This window comes from Acinetobacter sp. BEC1-S18-ESBL-01, from assembly GCF_014169935.1.
In the GTDB taxonomy this organism is placed as follows: domain Bacteria; phylum Pseudomonadota; class Gammaproteobacteria; order Pseudomonadales; family Moraxellaceae; genus Acinetobacter; species Acinetobacter pittii.
On the sequence record NZ_AP022302.1, the window covers coordinates 682,644 to 698,812 of the forward strand.

At 38.3% G+C, this 16,169-nt stretch carries 14 protein-coding genes and 6 tRNA genes; 12 read left to right on the forward strand and 8 right to left on the reverse strand.

The features are described from left to right. Window positions 1–34: 34 nt before the first annotated feature. The 3 genes from dapE to H7R46_RS03355 form a co-directional block, all read right to left on the reverse strand. Window positions 35–1,171: a succinyl-diaminopimelate desuccinylase gene (gene dapE / locus H7R46_RS03345; protein WP_005064372.1), complete on the reverse strand. Its 1,137-nt coding sequence runs from the start codon at window positions 1,169–1,171 to the stop codon at window positions 35–37. Between the two features lie 126 nt (window positions 1,172–1,297). After that, a complete protein-coding gene (locus tag H7R46_RS03350; protein WP_014207555.1) occupies window positions 1,298–1,441 on the reverse strand; it encodes an entericidin A/B family lipoprotein in 144 nt (47 codons plus the stop codon). A 123-nt stretch (window positions 1,442–1,564) separates the two neighbouring features. Continuing rightward, complete coding sequence (locus H7R46_RS03355) at window positions 1,565–2,446, reverse strand: DUF1853 family protein (protein WP_005064374.1); 882 nt, start codon at window positions 2,444–2,446, stop codon at window positions 1,565–1,567. A gap of 103 nt (window positions 2,447–2,549) precedes the next feature. On the opposite strand from H7R46_RS03355, the gene H7R46_RS03360 reads away from it, so the two are divergent. From H7R46_RS03360 to H7R46_RS03395, 8 genes are all read left to right on the forward strand, one after another. Beyond that, window positions 2,550–2,918: a YbaN family protein gene (locus H7R46_RS03360; RefSeq protein WP_005064376.1), complete on the forward strand. Its 369-nt coding sequence runs from the start codon at window positions 2,550–2,552 to the stop codon at window positions 2,916–2,918. A 151-nt stretch (window positions 2,919–3,069) separates the two neighbouring features. Further along, window positions 3,070–3,573 (forward strand): cell wall-recycling L,D-carboxypeptidase ElsL, encoded by a 504-nt coding sequence (gene elsL / locus H7R46_RS03365; RefSeq protein WP_005064378.1) that lies wholly within the window; start codon window positions 3,070–3,072, stop codon window positions 3,571–3,573. A 206-nt stretch (window positions 3,574–3,779) separates the two neighbouring features. Further along, window positions 3,780–3,855: transfer RNA gene (locus H7R46_RS03370), tRNA-Val, on the forward strand. 24 nt (window positions 3,856–3,879) lie between these two features. Continuing rightward, a tRNA-Asp gene (locus tag H7R46_RS03375) sits at window positions 3,880–3,956 on the forward strand. 47 nt (window positions 3,957–4,003) lie between these two features. Continuing rightward, window positions 4,004–4,080 (forward strand) — tRNA-Asp (locus H7R46_RS03380). An 89-nt stretch (window positions 4,081–4,169) separates the two neighbouring features. Then, window positions 4,170–4,245 (forward strand) — tRNA-Val (locus H7R46_RS03385). Between the two features lie 36 nt (window positions 4,246–4,281). Next, window positions 4,282–4,358, forward strand: a tRNA-Asp gene (locus H7R46_RS03390). 66 nt (window positions 4,359–4,424) lie between these two features. Beyond that, window positions 4,425–4,500: transfer RNA gene (locus H7R46_RS03395), tRNA-Val, on the forward strand. 379 nt (window positions 4,501–4,879) lie between these two features. Here the strand turns inward: H7R46_RS03395 and H7R46_RS03400 are convergent. The 4 genes from H7R46_RS03400 to yccS all read right to left on the reverse strand — a co-directional run bounded on the left by H7R46_RS03400 (window position 4,880) and on the right by yccS (window position 11,374). Further along, the gene (locus H7R46_RS03400) at window positions 4,880–5,665 is read right to left on the reverse strand and encodes a YdcF family protein (protein ID WP_005064380.1); all 786 of its coding nucleotides are present in this window, start codon (window positions 5,663–5,665) and stop codon (window positions 4,880–4,882) included. A 114-nt stretch (window positions 5,666–5,779) separates the two neighbouring features. Then, on the reverse strand, window positions 5,780–8,368 hold the full coding sequence (locus H7R46_RS03405; protein WP_005064382.1) for a PepSY domain-containing protein: 2,589 nt from the start codon (window positions 8,366–8,368) through the stop codon (window positions 5,780–5,782). 155 nt (window positions 8,369–8,523) lie between these two features. Beyond that, on the reverse strand, window positions 8,524–9,099 hold the full coding sequence (locus tag H7R46_RS03410; RefSeq protein WP_002116136.1) for an SdpI family protein: 576 nt from the start codon (window positions 9,097–9,099) through the stop codon (window positions 8,524–8,526). Between the two features lie 100 nt (window positions 9,100–9,199). After that, complete coding sequence (gene yccS, locus H7R46_RS03415) at window positions 9,200–11,374, reverse strand: YccS family putative transporter (protein ID WP_025469744.1); 2,175 nt, start codon at window positions 11,372–11,374, stop codon at window positions 9,200–9,202. Between the two features lie 127 nt (window positions 11,375–11,501). On the opposite strand from yccS, the gene H7R46_RS03420 reads away from it, so the two are divergent. Then, a complete protein-coding gene (locus H7R46_RS03420; RefSeq protein WP_005064388.1) occupies window positions 11,502–12,716 on the forward strand; it encodes a multidrug effflux MFS transporter in 1,215 nt (404 codons plus the stop codon). A gap of 25 nt (window positions 12,717–12,741) precedes the next feature. Here the strand turns inward: H7R46_RS03420 and H7R46_RS03425 are convergent, their stop codons facing one another. Continuing rightward, a complete protein-coding gene (locus H7R46_RS03425; RefSeq protein WP_005064390.1) occupies window positions 12,742–13,449 on the reverse strand; it encodes a nitroreductase in 708 nt (235 codons plus the stop codon). A 510-nt stretch (window positions 13,450–13,959) separates the two neighbouring features. Between H7R46_RS03425 and H7R46_RS03430 the strand changes: the two genes are divergently transcribed. From H7R46_RS03430 to H7R46_RS03440, 3 genes are all read left to right on the forward strand, one after another. Then, window positions 13,960–14,163: a hypothetical protein gene (locus H7R46_RS03430; protein WP_005064392.1), complete on the forward strand. Its 204-nt coding sequence runs from the start codon at window positions 13,960–13,962 to the stop codon at window positions 14,161–14,163. 183 nt (window positions 14,164–14,346) lie between these two features. Next, window positions 14,347–14,487 (forward strand): hypothetical protein, encoded by a 141-nt coding sequence (locus tag H7R46_RS03435; protein WP_017385934.1) that lies wholly within the window; start codon window positions 14,347–14,349, stop codon window positions 14,485–14,487. Window positions 14,488–14,586: 99 nt separating this feature from the next. Continuing rightward, complete coding sequence (locus H7R46_RS03440) at window positions 14,587–16,062, forward strand: alanine/glycine:cation symporter family protein (RefSeq protein ID WP_005064394.1); 1,476 nt, start codon at window positions 14,587–14,589, stop codon at window positions 16,060–16,062. The last annotated feature ends 107 nt before the right edge of the window (window positions 16,063–16,169 follow it).

Consider the following 16,169-nt stretch of genomic DNA (forward strand, 5'->3'; position numbering starts at 1 on the left):
AAGGGCGCTTTTTCAATTCGTTAGATCTTAACTTTTACTTAGCTAACAAATTTTCCAAAATTTGTTCATAAATATCAGTTAGTGGATCAAGGTCTTGTACATCAACATGTTCGTTAATCTGATGAATTGTTGCGTTAAGAACACCTAATTCCAATACCTGTGCGCCTGTTGGAGCAATAAAACGGCCATCAGAAGTACCACCACTCGTTGAAAGCTCAGTTTCAGTACCCGTTACGTTCAAAATAGCAGTTTGCGCTGCATTAACGAGTTCACCCACAGGTGTTAGGAATGGTAAACCAGAAAGATTCCAAACGATTTCGTACTGTAAACCGTGTTTATCTAAAATCTCATGCACACGTTGTTTAAGTTGTTCTGCTGTTACTTCTGTTGAATAACGGAAGTTAAAAGTAACTTCTAGTGCACCAGGAATGACATTTGTTGCGCCAGTGCCAGCATGAATATTTGAAATCTGAAATGATGTTGCTGGGAAATATTCATTTCCATTATCCCAAACAGTTTGGCACAGTTCTGCTAAAGCTGGTGATGCTTCATGAATTGGATTACGCGCCAAATGTGGGTAAGCCACATGACCTTGCTTACCTTGAACTTTTAATACGGCATTAAGTGAACCACGACGACCATTTTTAACAATATCACCCAATTTATGAGTACTAGAAGGTTCGCCTACCAAACACCATGTCATCTTTTCGTTACGTTTTTCAAGAGTCTCAATCACTTTAACCGTACCGTTAATAGCAGGTCCTTCTTCATCAGAAGTAATTAGAAAAGCAATTGAACCTTTATGATCAGGATGTTTTGCGACAAAACGCTCAGATGCAACGACCATCGCTGCAAGTGCTGTTTTCATATCGGCCGAACCACGACCATATAATTTTCCATCGCGAATTTCAGGTGCAAACGGATCTGAATTCCATGCTTCTAACTTACCTGTCGGAACTACGTCAGTATGGCCGGCAAAACAAAATACAGGTTCTTCAGTTCCGCGACGCGCCCAAAGATTGTCAACTTCACCAAAACGCATTGGTTCAATATGAAAACCAATTTTGGCTAAACGGTCTGCCATGATGGTTTGGCATGTATGATCAATAGGAGTAACAGAAGGTTGTTGTAACAGTTCTAAGCTAAGCGAGAGAGTGTCTGAATGGTTCATACCGAAAATTGCGTGCTGATCAGGTGAAATATAGTCCGATATAATAGGCGAATCTCTAGGGGATGGGTACGTAAAAATAAAAAAACCTTATCGGAACGATAAGGTTTTTGAAGTAACAACTCTAACTTACATTTTATCTTGTGTTTTTTCAGCAGTATTTGTTACAGCATCACCTGCTTTAGAAACATCTTGCCCAAAACCTTTAAACGTATTACACCCTGTTAAAATAACAGCAACCATTACAGACGCAGCTAAAACTTTTTTCATCATTTTCTCCGTTTAAATTTAATAATGAAGTAAATTTAGATTAAAAAACAAACGGAAAAAGAAACATGACTGTTTAATAGTAAAAACGTTATAAAATGTTTCTAGAAGCTTAAAACTTATTGTTAATTAGCTTAATTTTTGCAGGTGAGGCTTAATGTTTAAGTACGAAGGATGTCTAAACATATAAAACAAAACCTCTTCACTATTTTTACAATATAGACCGTCTGTCCACCAATGTGCTGGATTTGAAGTCTGCTCTTTATTTGGACACAACCATTCGTGTCTTTCCAATCGATAAAAAGAAGAATGTGGAATGGTAGTACCCCAATATCCCAAACGACGCTTTAAATTTATCCAATCTGGTAGCGACTTTTGAAAATTTAGTTGAAGTGGTAGGTAGAGTTGTCCTTTTAAAACCGCAAAACGTTGTTGAATCTTAAAATTTAATGCCTCAGAAAATTGAAATTGCTTATTCGTAAAATGATAAAGTTTCTTGCTTAAAGTATCTTCACGGTTTAATCCAATCCATTGTTCTAAATGTAAGTCTGCCTCGCCCAAATAATATTTTAACGCGACCTCCCAATGTTCAATTTGTTGAGTTTTTTTATTTAAAATTAAAAAATCCAGTTCACCTAAAGTTTTTGTTCCATCAATCTTTTGAATGCTATGACCTAACAGTTGGTAAGGATGATAATTATCCTCTTGTAGCCAGAACCAAAGTAAATTCTCAAAGCGTAAACCTAAGCGTGTACTTTTAAGTTGAGATAAAAACTGGATTAAAGGCTCTGGTGACTGATCGAGCTCTTTTAACCGTGGTAAATAATTTTGGAAATGCTCTTCCCATACTTCGGTTGGGTGCAGCTTAAAGTCATGTTGTATAGAAAAACTTTTTGGTAATTGGCAAAGTAAATTTGGACTAGCGATACAAAAAGCTAGCTGTCGCACTATAGGATGTTGGAATTGAAGCCATGGTTCGAAATAGGAAGTTTTCACTGAGGCAATATTCATATATTTAATACTCGAAGTAATTCATCCTAATTTCATAAGGGATCAACAAACAATATTAGAAAAACACTTTATACTAACGCTAACAGCAGGTTAAGGTTTATATATGCAAACATTGTTCTGGCGCTCTTTGGTCGTGATTTTTATCACGCTAGGCATTATTGGAGCAATTTTACCAGGTATGCCCACAACAGTGTTTTTGATACTAGCTGCATGGGCAGCTTCAAAGGGATGGCCACAAATGGATGATTGGTTATTAAACCATCCCAAATATGGCCCAACATTACGTGATTGGCGAGCCAATGGTACAGTACCACGTAAAGCCAAATGGATTGCAAGCATAATGATGGCAATCAGTGGCGTTATAATGCTATTTACTTCAGCACCGCTTTGGGTCAAGGTTTTTACTGATACTACCATGTTCATCGTTGCAGTTTGGTTATGGCTACGCCCTGAGCCAAAATTAAAAGATTGATAATCTTTTAATTTTGGCGCAAGACAAGCAGTGAAACTGCGCGTAGATAAGAGAGGATTGATAATCTTTTAATTTTGGCGCAAGACAAGTTTTTCCTATAAATTTTTACTTAAACTCAAAGTATTTGAGTCGATATAAGAGAATAAGTTCAATGTCTCAATTTAAGCTCGAAGAAGCAGATGTCCTCATCGATTTAGCAAATCAAACATTAACTTTGCCTAAACATAATAAGTTTTATGTCATTTCTACCGGAAAGAACGGAATCGGTGAGCAAGAGAATACTGGTAGGACTCCACGTGGATGGCATAGGGTTGCAAAAAAAATTGGTGCACAATCTCCTCAAAATGCGGTTTTTATTGCACGTAAGCCAACAGGGGAGGTCTATAGTAGTCAACTAGCAGCACAATTCCCTGAAAGAGATTGGATATTGTCTCGTATTCTTTGGTTAGATGGCTTAGAAGAAGGCTTTAATAAAGGCGAAGGTCATGACACCATGCAGCGTTATATCTATATTCATGGCACACCTGATAAAGAACCGATGGGCGTTCCCATGTCACATGGCTGTATTCGAATGCGTAATGAAGAAATCATTGAACTGTTTGATTTAGTCGCTGAAGATGCATTGGTTTATTTGTCTGAGCAATCTTTAACCTAAAATAAGATTTTAAAAATTCTTATTTAATTAGCTGAATGATCAAAATATTAAAATAAGTGCTTAAATAAAATACAAAAAATTGTTTTTTACATAATAATGACTTATTTTTAATCATTCATTCGCATTTTTTTGAAAAGTTGTCGAAAAGCGTTTGACACCTGTTAAAGATTCTCTATAATGCACCTCACAAACGATGAAGACGTTAAGGGCGCTTAGCTCAGTTGGTAGAGCGTCTGCCTTACAAGCAGAATGTCGGCGGTTCGATCCCGTCAGCGCCCACCAAGCCTTTACGTTAAGCTCTCAAGTGCAGCGGTAGTTCAGTTGGTTAGAATACCGGCCTGTCACGCCGGGGGTCGCGGGTTCGAGCCCCGTCCGCTGCGCCACTTAAGACTTAACATCGTTTACCCCACAATTGCGATATTGTGAAAGTGCAGCGGTAGTTCAGTTGGTTAGAATACCGGCCTGTCACGCCGGGGGTCGCGGGTTCGAGCCCCGTCCGCTGCGCCACTTTTCAGTTCGGGTTGTGTTTGGAAGATGATTTAAGATGTAAAAATTTTAAATCGAAAAATTAATAATTTATTAGTTTTTTCTTCTTGGGGCGCTTAGCTCAGTTGGTAGAGCGTCTGCCTTACAAGCAGAATGTCGGCGGTTCGATCCCGTCAGCGCCCACCATATATGTGACCATACTTTATTTTAAAGTATTGTAGTGCAGCGGTAGTTCAGTTGGTTAGAATACCGGCCTGTCACGCCGGGGGTCGCGGGTTCGAGCCCCGTCCGCTGCGCCATTCTCTTGATTCCCTTGTCTAGAGAATGTAGAGTATAAAGATACATTCGCTATCTTTTCTCATTAAGGGCGCTTAGCTCAGTTGGTAGAGCGTCTGCCTTACAAGCAGAATGTCGGCGGTTCGATCCCGTCAGCGCCCACCATAATTTCTATCAGAAATTTAAATTCCCTAAATTCATATTCATCTATAAATATCTTATACTTACATGTAAATTTATTTACTACGTGACTCAGTGTAGATACAACGTTTCTATTCTAAAATTAAAGTCCTTATACCTTTAAGTTATTCTTTTTATTGATCTCTAGTTTTTTAATTTTTTAGCATTAGTGTTTTTTTACTCTTGCTGTTGATGGGCTTCCTCCTCCTTATTAAATTTCTTTATTAGTGGCTAAAGATAAGAATCTAACTTGCAATTTATGATCTTCAGCTTAGATCAACTCTGTATTTGTACCGATCACTAATATTTTCACAAATAAAAAAACTGCTATTTTTTAAATAGCAGTTTTTTTATTAAATTATTTTTAATATTCGTTTAAAAGCCATCCACTTGCATATGCGAAATATTCACGTAACCATGCATTGTAGCGAGTAGCTAATGGTGTCTCGGCTGCTACCCCATAAATTTGGGTATAGCCCTGTTTTTTTGCAATTGCTATTGCTCGAGGAATATGAAAATCACTTGTCACAATAGCAATTGGCTGGTCTAAGGTAATGTGGTGCTGTTCTAATAAGGGTTTACTATTTTTTAAGTTAAGCTCTGTGCTGGTGCTTTTATCTTCAAGGATCATTTGATCTCTTGCGATATGATACTTTTGTTCAAGATAACGAGACATAACCAATGCTTCGCTTTCTTTTTCTGAAAAATCAAGACCACCTGTTAGAACAATCTGTGCTTGCTGCTGTTTTAGGGCTAGAGGGGCGGCCGTATCTAAACGTTTTGCAAGAATTGTGGATGGCTGACCATTCTCAACACCGCTTCCTAAGACAATAATTGCTTTTACTGGAGGAATATTATTTGAAGTATCTTTATTTTCTTTAATAAAGCTAAAAAAATAGCCTAAGCCAATTAACCATATCCAGAAGCATAACCATCCAAAACGCCAAAGTGTGTGTAAGCGATAGTGATAGAAGAAAAAGCGTTCTAAATGATAATAAAATAAGGAATATAGGCAGAGGAAAGCACCTAAAATTAAAGGAATAACGGTGCCTACATTAATTTTATTGAGACAAATTAGAACTAATCCATCTAGAAATAAAATCGAACCAATGATTGCTAGGAAAATACGGATCCACTTACTGATTTGCATTGTGCTTAGAGTTGCAATTTAAATTGCAGACAGTGTATGCAAAATCATTCTGAATGCAATAAAAAACCGAGTAAAGCATTTAAGCTATTACTCGGTTTTAGTTTTTATTGATCTTTAATAAACATCACGGCGGTAACGGCCTTGTTGTCTTAAATCATCTACCTGTTCTTCACCCAGAATTTCGATAAGTGCTTGATCGACTCCACTTGCCATACCATCAATACTACCGCATACATACAGAACAGCACCCCGTTCTACCCAGCTTACTAATTCTGCTGCATTCTGACGGATTACATCTTGAACATACATGCGTTGTTCTTGATCTCTCGAAAAAGCTAAATCGAGGCGTTTTAACATTCCTGTGGTTTTCCATGCCTCAATAGTTGATTCATAGAAGAAATCACATGCTCTTTGACGTTCACCAAAGATTAACCAGTTTTCAGTGTAATCATGACGTGTACGGGTGTGTAATAGGCTCATTAAGCCAGCAATACCAGTTCCGTTACCAATACAAATAATAGGGCGGTTGTCATCAATAAGATGGAATGATTCATTGGTACGAATACGCAAAGCAATTTCATTATTAACTTGCGTATATTGAGTAAGCCAACCCGAACCTAAACCTAAGTTGCCAGACGCATCATATTGTTGGCGTACAACCAAACGAAGGACTTGCTGAGAAGGAATACTCGCAATCGAATACTCTCGCGTTGGTAGAGTAGGGAGCTGCTCTAATAAATGATCCAGATTGGCAAATGGTTCAATTTCACCAGTTAAATCTTTATTCCAAAGCGCTTTTTCGATTGAAATCTGCAATGAATCAACTTTTGAATTTTTAAGAATATGATGCTTTTGCAAAAAAGCATGAATACGTTCAGGACTATTACCAGGCTGGATTTCAGCAATATCACCCGCTTGCCATATCGCCTCATGATTTGCTTTAAGTTCAATATTATAAGCAGGCTGACCTAAGCTATTTGGGTTGAGTAAATCACGTTGCTGCAATGTCCAACTATCAAATACTTTTTCCAGATTTACAGCATGTAAATCTAATTTGGTTGCTTTAGCGAGAGATTGATTCCAATTTTGAATATCCGATGGGTTTGCATTATCAACTTCAATTGTATTGAAGAGAGCATGGGCACCATTTGCTTTAAGCCAAGCATCTACTGCATGGCCGAAACTACAATAAGTGTCTGCATATTCTTTAGAGCCCAGCGCTAGAACAGCATAGTTGATGTGCTTAAGATCCACATTCAATTTTAAAAGTTTTTTAGCAAAGCTTGTAGCAAGATCAGGAGCATCACCAGTACCATAAGTACTGATCACGAATAAAACCTGTTGATGTTGCTCTAAATCAGTTTGTGTTAGCTGCTGTACAGGTTTTACCTGAACGGGTTGATGAGCCTCTTGTAAACTTGTTGCCGTACTCCAAGCGAGTTGTTCAGCTACGCCTGTTTGAGTTGCATAAGTAATAAGCCAAGGCTTTGCATTTGGATCAATGTATTGTCCTGCTAAAGACTGACGAGCCGCCTGTGTTAATTTTTTCTGTTTACGGCGTTTAAGATACAGCATCCACCCAGTAACCAAGAACAAAGGCATTGCTAAAGAAGCAAGCATTGCAACGAATTGATAAATTGGTCCAAAGAAGCTACCGCGGTGTACGGGTAACATGCTGCTCATAATCTTTTGATTAAGCTTTTTGTCTTCGTAAAGCTCCATCTTTTCGATGTTGCCAGTTTGATAATTATAGATGGCTTGGTTACGTGCCCGTTCGTGTTGTGGGGTAGCATCGACAAAGCTTAACTCAATTTTTCCATCATCTTTTTTCGGTAAGCTTAATGTTAGAGTCGAATAATCACGTCCAACCTGACTATTGAAGCCACTCCATGTTTGATTAAGTGCTGTAATGAGTTGAGTATTATCTAATTGAGGCTCTGATTTTTTATCATTATTACGGTCAGATTGTTTACCTTGCTGCATTCCACGATTTTGATTTTGAGGAGCAGCGCCATGATCTTGTCGTTTAGGTTGTTCAACTCCCATCACTTTGAACATGCCACTACGCCACCAATCATAAGACCAATATAGTCCTGTACATGCGAAAAGAAGATAAAAAACAATGACCCATGTGCCGACAACAGCATGTAGATCCCAAATAAAATTCCGGCCTTTGAGTTTCGGTTTAACAGCAAGCCATTGACGAACAGAGTGCTTTTTAGGCCAACGTAAATATAACCCACTGAGTACGAAGTAAATTAGCATGAGTGCGCAGGCACCAGTAATTTGTTTACCAACTTCACCTGCTGTTAAATTACGATGAATTTGTTGTATGAGTAACAACAACTTTCGGCCTTTAACATCTGGAAGAATCTCAGCGTTATAAGGATTCACCATCATATTATAGCCACGGCGTTCACCTTCTTTTTCAATATTTACAATAGAAGAAGAGGTTGGGTCCTTGGCGATCGTAATGCTATTAATTTTGATTTCAGGTTGTGTTGTATTGAAATGTTGATATAGCTGAGCAGGAGTTAATTTTGGAGTGTTTTCAGCTTGTACAACATAACTATCAGAATTCACCCATTTTAAAATTTGTTGGTCATAAGAATAAATTGCACCTGTAACACCCATAATGGATAAGATTAGGCCAGCAGTAATACCCAGAAACCAATGAATTTGAAATAAAATTTTTTTAAACATGGTCGAAAATGTAAATATGATGGAGATCTTGTAACGAAGTATAGCCGAAGATTGGGGAGATAATATGGATTTTGGAGATAATATTAATTTTCATTATCATTTATTTTTAGCTTAATAAAAAACCTCCATGAGGAGGCTTTTTATAAAATCTAGAATTACAAGGTTTTTGGTTCGCCTACAGATTCTTTTAAGTGTGTGCGAATTGTGTTGAACGAGAAGTTTTTAGAATCCATGCGCTTAGGTAGGATATAAGCACCTTGTTGTTCTTGGCCTTTTGGATCTTTTACTTTGAAATTGACCAAAATAAAATCAGGTGTATTGTACCATTCGTAGATATTTTTCCATCCAATAGTACCTACGCCTTCTTGTAAGCCCATTTGTTGACGCATCACAATACCATGAGGCTGCACACCTAAACGAATACCTTTGATTTCCTGTACCGGAAATTCATTCATTTTGCGTTTAACGTACCACTCTAATCCGTATTTACGACCTAGGTAGTAAAGTACTACAGCAACAATAGCAACCCAGCAAAAAACAGTAGAGTAGTTCTTAATAAAAATAAGACCTAATATAGCTAGGGCTAAAACCACACCCATAATTGCCCAAATTTTTGTGCTGATTTTATTGGTGCTGCGCCAGATAAGAAGCTGTGCATTACGTTGTTCAGCTTCTGACACATCATAGGGAACAGGCTGAAGCGTATAAGCGTATAAAGTTTTCGCGGTCATAGTGCAAATAACAAATTGTAAACTGTTTTAAGTTTAGCATTAATTGGCATAAGTCAGGAAAGGATATTATGCCAATTTCATACTAATTTCCGACTCAAATTTATAACGATGCAAGCTCGCTGGCATCGTTATCAAGATCATGACTTAGACGTTGTTTTAGCATACTAAAACGGTTCAATACACCAAGCATGAGTGATAGCTGCTGTAAAATGATGAGTGATTTTTGATCCTCTTCATTATTTTGGCTCAAACGTTGACGTATCGTCTGGAGCATATTTTGTGCTGTAAGATCAGGCATCTCATCTCTCAATAAAGCCCCCTGAATATCATCCAGTGCTTGATCTAAGAGTTTAAGAACAGCTTGATCTTGAATGTTTTCTCGATGTGCTCCAAGTGCTGCGATATAACTTAAAAATGTATGGTTTAAACATAAAAATTCAAAGATATCCGACTTACGGGTAGGGTCAAAGTCTGGCTCTGTCGCTAAAGTTGAGATAAGTGAAGCAACCTCGGCATCAGTATTATGAGCAGCCCGTCTTACAATACGGTAATTCAGCGCATGATTGCGACCTTCATGATATTGTTTAACAACTTCAGCTAAATAATTGCATTGAGCTTGTAATGAACGTCTGATGTTGCGAGGTAAGCGTCGGAATTTCCAGTCAGGCCAAATAAATGTCACCCCAAACCAAGCTAGCGCACATCCAATTAAAGTATCTACAAATCGCGGAATAGCAGCAGCCATTGCCGAGCCATCTAGATTAAAGTTAATTAATGCCAAAATTGTAATAAATGCGGTTGCTTGAGCATATTGCTTACTGCGTAACTCAAAAAACAGTACCCCGCTCAAGATCAACATTAATAGTTGTCCTTCGACGGAAGGCACGAGAAATACAATGGTAAGACCAACAATAATTCCGACTAATGTTCCGACAATTCGTAAGCGTAAGCGACGTTTGGTTGCGTTGAAGTTAGGTTGGCTTACAAATAGGGCTGTAAGCATAATCCAATAGCCGTACTCGATATTGGTCATTTGAATCAGCACATACCCAATAAAAAGAACAATTGAGACGCGAATTGCATGGCGGAAAAGTACAGATTCAGGAGTTAGATTTTGCTTTATTCGGATGACAATATCGTTCCATCCTTGTAAATCATCATCTTTAAGCTGGTTCTCTGCTTGTTTAACTTTATCAGACTGAATGTGTTGTTCCGTTTCTAAGTTGAGTAACTGAGAGTCGATAGATTTTAAATTTTGGTATAAAGCGAAGAGAGCATTTACCCATAACAGATCATAATGCTGATCACGTCTTAGTTTCTCTAAAGATAGTCTTAAGTTCTCAAAACTCTGCTTGAAGCGTTTGTTATGATTATAAGGTTTGCGTTGTAAAATACATTCGTTTAACTCTTGGCAAGCTTTGCCTTGAACCGCCAAAATTCGTTGAAATCTAAATAAAATATCACTGTGCTGAAAAATTTTGGCTAACTTTTGATAGTCGATATGGGCTGAGTCAGCACGCTCATGAATGTCTTGAGCGACAAAATAATAATGTAAGCTTCGGCGTGTATCTTTTTGCCCACGGTCACCTTTTAAACGAGTCAATAAAGCTGTTTTTAAGTCGTTAAAAATCGTAATTAACTTACCATTTTCTAATGACAGCTCAATCATACTTTGCTGATAGCTGGCAGGAGTCATATCTACATCAAATAAATTTGATTTTGCAAATAGAAAATCACCTAGAGATGCATAAGACGCTGCGAGTTTATCTTGAAGTTGGCGAACCGGAAATAGTAAAAAGCTAATAGTAGCAATGACGCCATACCAAGCAGCACCTGCAACTAAAAGAGCAGGTTGAATATACCAGTGATCAAAAAGGTGAACACCCAACATGGTATAGACCGAAACAACCAAACAGCCATAAGAAATAGTGGCGTAACGACGTCCTAATGAACCTAGTAAAATCCAGCCAATACATGAAGCAATCAACCCTAAAGCAAAAGCCATTGGGTAGGGGAAAAGTAGTTGTACAGAAGCTGCGGTAACGAAGAACCCAATATAAGTATAAATTAGGTTCATGATTCGCACGGAAAAGCGATCATCAATATCACTCAAACCTGCTGCGACTACACCTAAAGTGAGTGGAATAGTTGCTAATTGATAGCCTAAAAAATAAGGCACGAAAGCAGTTCCTGAAAAGGCTATCAGCATTCGCACGTTATACATAAATGTTGTGTTATAAGTCGCTCTTTTTAGGCGTTTAAACCAAGATTTCAAATGAAGTCCTTGCTGATCAACCTGAGTGATAAAGGATTTGTGTATTTCTACACCAATGTTGCACAAATCATACGATAGACAGTGTAAGCTTGTCTGTATGCAAATGAGTGAAAAATGAAATATCGTTATGTCTGAACAAACAGCCCAGCGTCAATACTCTATTGGCTGGATTATGTTGCTCGCTTTACTTACGGCTTTAGGGCCGTTATCCATTGATATGTACTTACCTGCGTTACCACAAATGGCCCATGATTTTGGGGTAAGTACGCAAATGGTGGCAAATACACTACCAGCTTATTTTTTTGGTTTAGCCATTGGGCAGTTGGTTTATGGTCCTTTAAGCGATCGTATCGGTAGAAAGAAACCACTTTACTTTGGCCTCGCGCTTTATGCAGTCGCAAGCTTATTTTGTGTAATGGCTACTAATGAATGGAGCTTGATTGCGGCCCGTATTTTACAAGCTTTAGGTGGTTGTGTTGGCGTAGTCATGGCTCGTGCAGCAATACGCGATAAATTGGACGTTCAAGGCTCTGCACAAGCTTTCTCAAGCATGATGATTGTCATGGGACTTGCACCAATTTTGGCTCCTATGATCGGAGCATGGATTTTAATTTGGTTTCCGTGGCAGGCTATTTTTATTGCGCTTTCAATTGTGGGTGCGCTGTGTTGGCTGTGCGTACATTTCTTTTTTAAAGAAACTTTGGCAAATGATAAAAGGCTTAAGCTATCACTCTATCAAGTGGTGACTTTATATGGAGCTATTTTCAAAGATGCGAGTTTCCGCTTACCTATGTTTGCAGGCTGTTTAACGGGGGCTGCATTATTTTGCTATATCAGTTCAGCACCTGCAGTGTTTATGGACCAGTACGGACTTAATCAGCAAGAGTTTGCTTACGTATTTGGACTAAATGCTTTTGGCATCATGTTAATGTCCTCTTTAAACAAGCATTTAACAACACGTGTTGAAATTACCAAACGCTTAAAATCGGGTTCACTTGTGCAAGTGACTGGAGCCATGATTGTATTTATTGCTGGTTTAATTCCTGCGGCGCCTTTATGGCTGGTTATGGTAGGGTTATTTTTAGCTATTTCAGGCATTGGTTTAACAGGCCCAAATGCTATGGCGTTAGCAATGTCCAAACAAGGTGCTCGCGCTGGGACAGCAAGTGCAATTATGGGAAGTATGCAATTCGCTTGTGGCCTTTTAGGTGGCGTGCTTCTTAACTTCTTGATTTGGTCCGCATCGCTCAATATGGGCGTAATGATGGTGTTATTTACACTAAGTGGTTTTATTGTCGTATTGAAAGCGACACAACAGGTCAAAACCAAGCCATTCTCATAGCTTTTAGAGAATGGCCACTTATAGCTTATTCGTCTAGAAAAACTGTGAAATTTTCAACAGGTTCTCTAGGCGTAATAAAGGTATTTACAATGTGGTTAGGATCGGCATGACCTAATGCAATTGCACATACCAGTTCTTCGTCATCTGATGCACCTACTATATCTAAAACAATAGGGTGAAAATGATTCCAAGCTGCTTGTGGGCATGTATCTAAACCACGTGCCTTGGCAGCGACCATCACGTTTTGGATCATCATTGCGATATCCATTTTGGAACCGATTCCCATAGTTTTATTTACGGTAAAGAAAAGGCCGACTGGTGCATCAAACAATTTAAAATTACGTAGCTGCTGTTCAGCCATTTTTTCTTTTTCGCCCTTTTTGATTTCGAGTAAACCGTAGAGTCCCCAACCATTCTCGCGGCGGCGGTCAATAAAAGGGGATATCCATTTTTCAGGGTAATAGGCAAAAGTTTCTTTATATTGTTCTGCTAGTTCAGGATTTTTTGAAACTTCAATTTGTGCAGTACATACACGTTCAACCATTTCATCACGCTTTTTGCCTGTGACCACATAGACTTTCCATGGTTGAGTGTTTGTTCCAGAAGGTGCTCGACTTGCGACTCGTAATATATCTTTAATGACTTCTGGCTCAATTGGAGTATTTAAAAAAGCGCGGACAGAATGTCGAGAAGTGATAGCTTCATCAACGAGACGAACTTGTTCCAGATTCATGCGTACTCCTATATCTTTTCTTAAATACTTCATACTTTTTTGAAGTTTAATTTCATGTTTTGAAAGTAATTCATTTATAAGCAAAAAATATTAGAAAAGGGATATCCTTAAAGATATGATGATGTGTTTAGTTTGGATATAATGTCTAATTAACTCTAATGTGAATATGCCACTTTAGATCTAAATAGACAAAAAAGTATGATGTTTTTGACTATAAAAATAAATTTATAGCATCAGTTGGATTAAAAATCACTCAATTGAAAAAAAGGTATAATATGTTTAAAAACAGTACAAAACAGATGATTTTGGATAAAAAATAATCGGAAATAACATAAATTTTTAATGAAAAACATACACAAAATTTTAAATTTCTGCATAATACCGACTTTTTTACGCAGGTATGATTTCTCCATACTCATGTTAGGAAAGAAATGGCTGCATACAAAATCCCTTTACAAAAAGGATTTGGATGTAGAAATGGAGAAATACACGAGGAATAAGGAGCTTTACATGAGTTTACCGCTCATCAACAAGCAGTTCATGAAACAAGGATTGGCGATTACCATTGCAACCATGAAAATGAACGTAACTCACGCAACTACTGAGCCACAAGAAATACAACAGCTTGGTACAGATCTAAATGCACTCTTCTCCAATCAGAGGGAAAAGGGCGCAGATAGCCGCGTTATGGCGATGGCTCGTTACAGTCTTTGAAATTCATATCCATTTTAGACATTCGCTCTCAAGTATATGTAAATATGCTTATTGGCTTAAATCCAGATTTTTATAACTCGATTAATTGATGGGAATCATTAAGCGAGCTGATTTAGCGGTGGTCATTTGTTAGTTTCCAAGTTTGTAGCCGAGTCGATGCATTCTGTTCACCCAAATGGGAATATGTTCAGTGGTGCGATGAATTCATTTTATCTGAAGGATGCTTTCTCTCATGCGACCTTCAAAGGCTTAGTGCTGGGCATTATGTTGCTTAAACTTGTGACGTTAATTGCTATTCAAGTGACATTAAAAGTTTTTCCTTAAATGTACTGAAGAAGTCCCTATTTTGAGGGGCTTTTTTGTTTATTGCAGTATTTTGGCTTGTGCTATTAGCACATTAGCAAGAACGTAAGCGGACCGAGTATGAATGAACAACTCAATGCCACACTGATGTCGTGGGTACAATTTTTTAATGATCCTTTATGGGATTTTCTGGTTATTTTCTTGCTGGCTGTCGGTATTTTTTATACGGTCTTAACAGGGGCAGTGCAGATCCGCATGTTCTTGCAAAGTATCCGTGTCATGAAAAGCAGCCGTACAGAAGGCGAAGATGAGCATGGACTTACACCTTTCCAAGCTTTTGTAACGGGTCTTGCGAGCCGTGTTGGGGTGGGTAACATTGCAGGTGTGGCAATTGCGATCGCAATTGGTGGTCCTGGTGCTGTGTTCTGGATGTGGGTAACTGCTGTACTTGGTATGAGCTCTGCTTTTATTGAGTCAACACTTGCTCAGCTTTTTAAAGTTAGAGATAGCAAGTCTAAACAATTCCGCGGTGGACCAGCTTACTACATTACCCAAGGTTTACGCAGTAAAACCTTTGGTGTGGTTTTCGCACTAGCTCTCATCTTTACCTATGGTTTCGTATTCAACTCAGTCCAAATTAATGCGATTGCTAATGCTTCTTCACATGCTTGGGGTTGGGACAAGGCTAATCTTATTGCTCATTTAGGTGGTGTTGATCTAGAAATTTCATGGGTTGGTCTTGCGCTTGTCGTTATGGTTGCATTGGCAATTTTTGGTGGTATTAAACGTATCGCTAAATTTGCGGAGATGTTTGTACCTTTAAAAGCGGGACTTTATCTAGCCGTTGCTCTCTATATTGCAATTAGTAACTATGCAATTTTGCCTGATATTTTAAAGCTGATTGTGACTGAAGCTTTCCAATTCAATGCTGCGGCAGGTGGTTTCTTCGGTGCGGCAGTGTCAATGGCAATGATGCAAGGGATTAAGCGTGGTTTGTTCTCAAACGAAGCAGGTATGGGCTCTGCGCCAAACGCTGCTGCTGCATCTGATGTAAAACACCCTGTAAACCAAGGTTTAGTACAAATGCTTGGTGTATTCGTAGATACGTTCATTGTATGTACAAGTACCGCAATCATCATCTTAGTTTCTGGCGTTTACCAAGACGCAGGCTTTGTTGGTGTTGAATTAACACAACGTGCCTTAGAAACTCAAGTTGGACATTGGGGATCTGATTTCCTAGCGGTTCTATTATTCTTATTCTGCTATTCAGCTGTATTAGGTAACTATGCTTATGCAGAAGGTAATGTACAGTTTATTAATAACAACCCGAAAGTCATGTTCATCTTCCGTATTTTCGTATTGGTGATGGTGTACTTCGGTGCAATCGGTAGTGTTCCGCTCGTTTGGTCTATGGCTGACTTGTTTATGGGTATCATGGCAACCATTAACTTGATTGCAATTTTACTATTAACGCCAATGGCACGTACTTTGTTAAAAGATTACCGCGAGCAATTAAAACGAGGCATTAAAGAGCCTGAGTTTAAAATTGACAAGTATCCGGAATTGAAGAAAAAAGTTGATTCAGATATCTGGTAAGTTTCAAAAAGGCCTCTTATACATAAGGGGCCTTTTTCATATAGGCGATAAATAAAATACTTGAGTCTAAATTTTAAACATGACAAATTAAATAAATTCACTACAGC

Coding starts and splice junctions, on each gene's coding strand:
- dapE (WP_005064372.1), bottom strand. CDS start 1,171: ATGAACCATTCAGACACTCTCTCGCTTAGCTTAGAACTGTTACAACAA.
- H7R46_RS03350 (WP_014207555.1), bottom strand. CDS start 1,441: ATGATGAAAAAAGTTTTAGCTGCGTCTGTAATGGTTGCTGTTATTTTA.
- H7R46_RS03355 (WP_005064374.1), bottom strand. CDS start 2,446: ATGAATATTGCCTCAGTGAAAACTTCCTATTTCGAACCATGGCTTCAA.
- H7R46_RS03360 (WP_005064376.1), top strand. CDS start 2,550: ATGCAAACATTGTTCTGGCGCTCTTTGGTCGTGATTTTTATCACGCTA.
- elsL (WP_005064378.1), top strand. CDS start 3,070: ATGTCTCAATTTAAGCTCGAAGAAGCAGATGTCCTCATCGATTTAGCA.
- H7R46_RS03400 (WP_005064380.1), bottom strand. CDS start 5,665: ATGCAAATCAGTAAGTGGATCCGTATTTTCCTAGCAATCATTGGTTCG.
- H7R46_RS03405 (WP_005064382.1), bottom strand. CDS start 8,368: ATGTTTAAAAAAATTTTATTTCAAATTCATTGGTTTCTGGGTATTACT.
- H7R46_RS03410 (WP_002116136.1), bottom strand. CDS start 9,099: ATGACCGCGAAAACTTTATACGCTTATACGCTTCAGCCTGTTCCCTAT.
- H7R46_RS03420 (WP_005064388.1), top strand. CDS start 11,502: ATGTCTGAACAAACAGCCCAGCGTCAATACTCTATTGGCTGGATTATG.
- H7R46_RS03425 (WP_005064390.1), bottom strand. CDS start 13,449: ATGAATCTGGAACAAGTTCGTCTCGTTGATGAAGCTATCACTTCTCGA.
- H7R46_RS03430 (WP_005064392.1), top strand. CDS start 13,960: ATGAGTTTACCGCTCATCAACAAGCAGTTCATGAAACAAGGATTGGCG.
- H7R46_RS03435 (WP_017385934.1), top strand. CDS start 14,347: ATGTTCAGTGGTGCGATGAATTCATTTTATCTGAAGGATGCTTTCTCT.
- H7R46_RS03440 (WP_005064394.1), top strand. CDS start 14,587: ATGAATGAACAACTCAATGCCACACTGATGTCGTGGGTACAATTTTTT.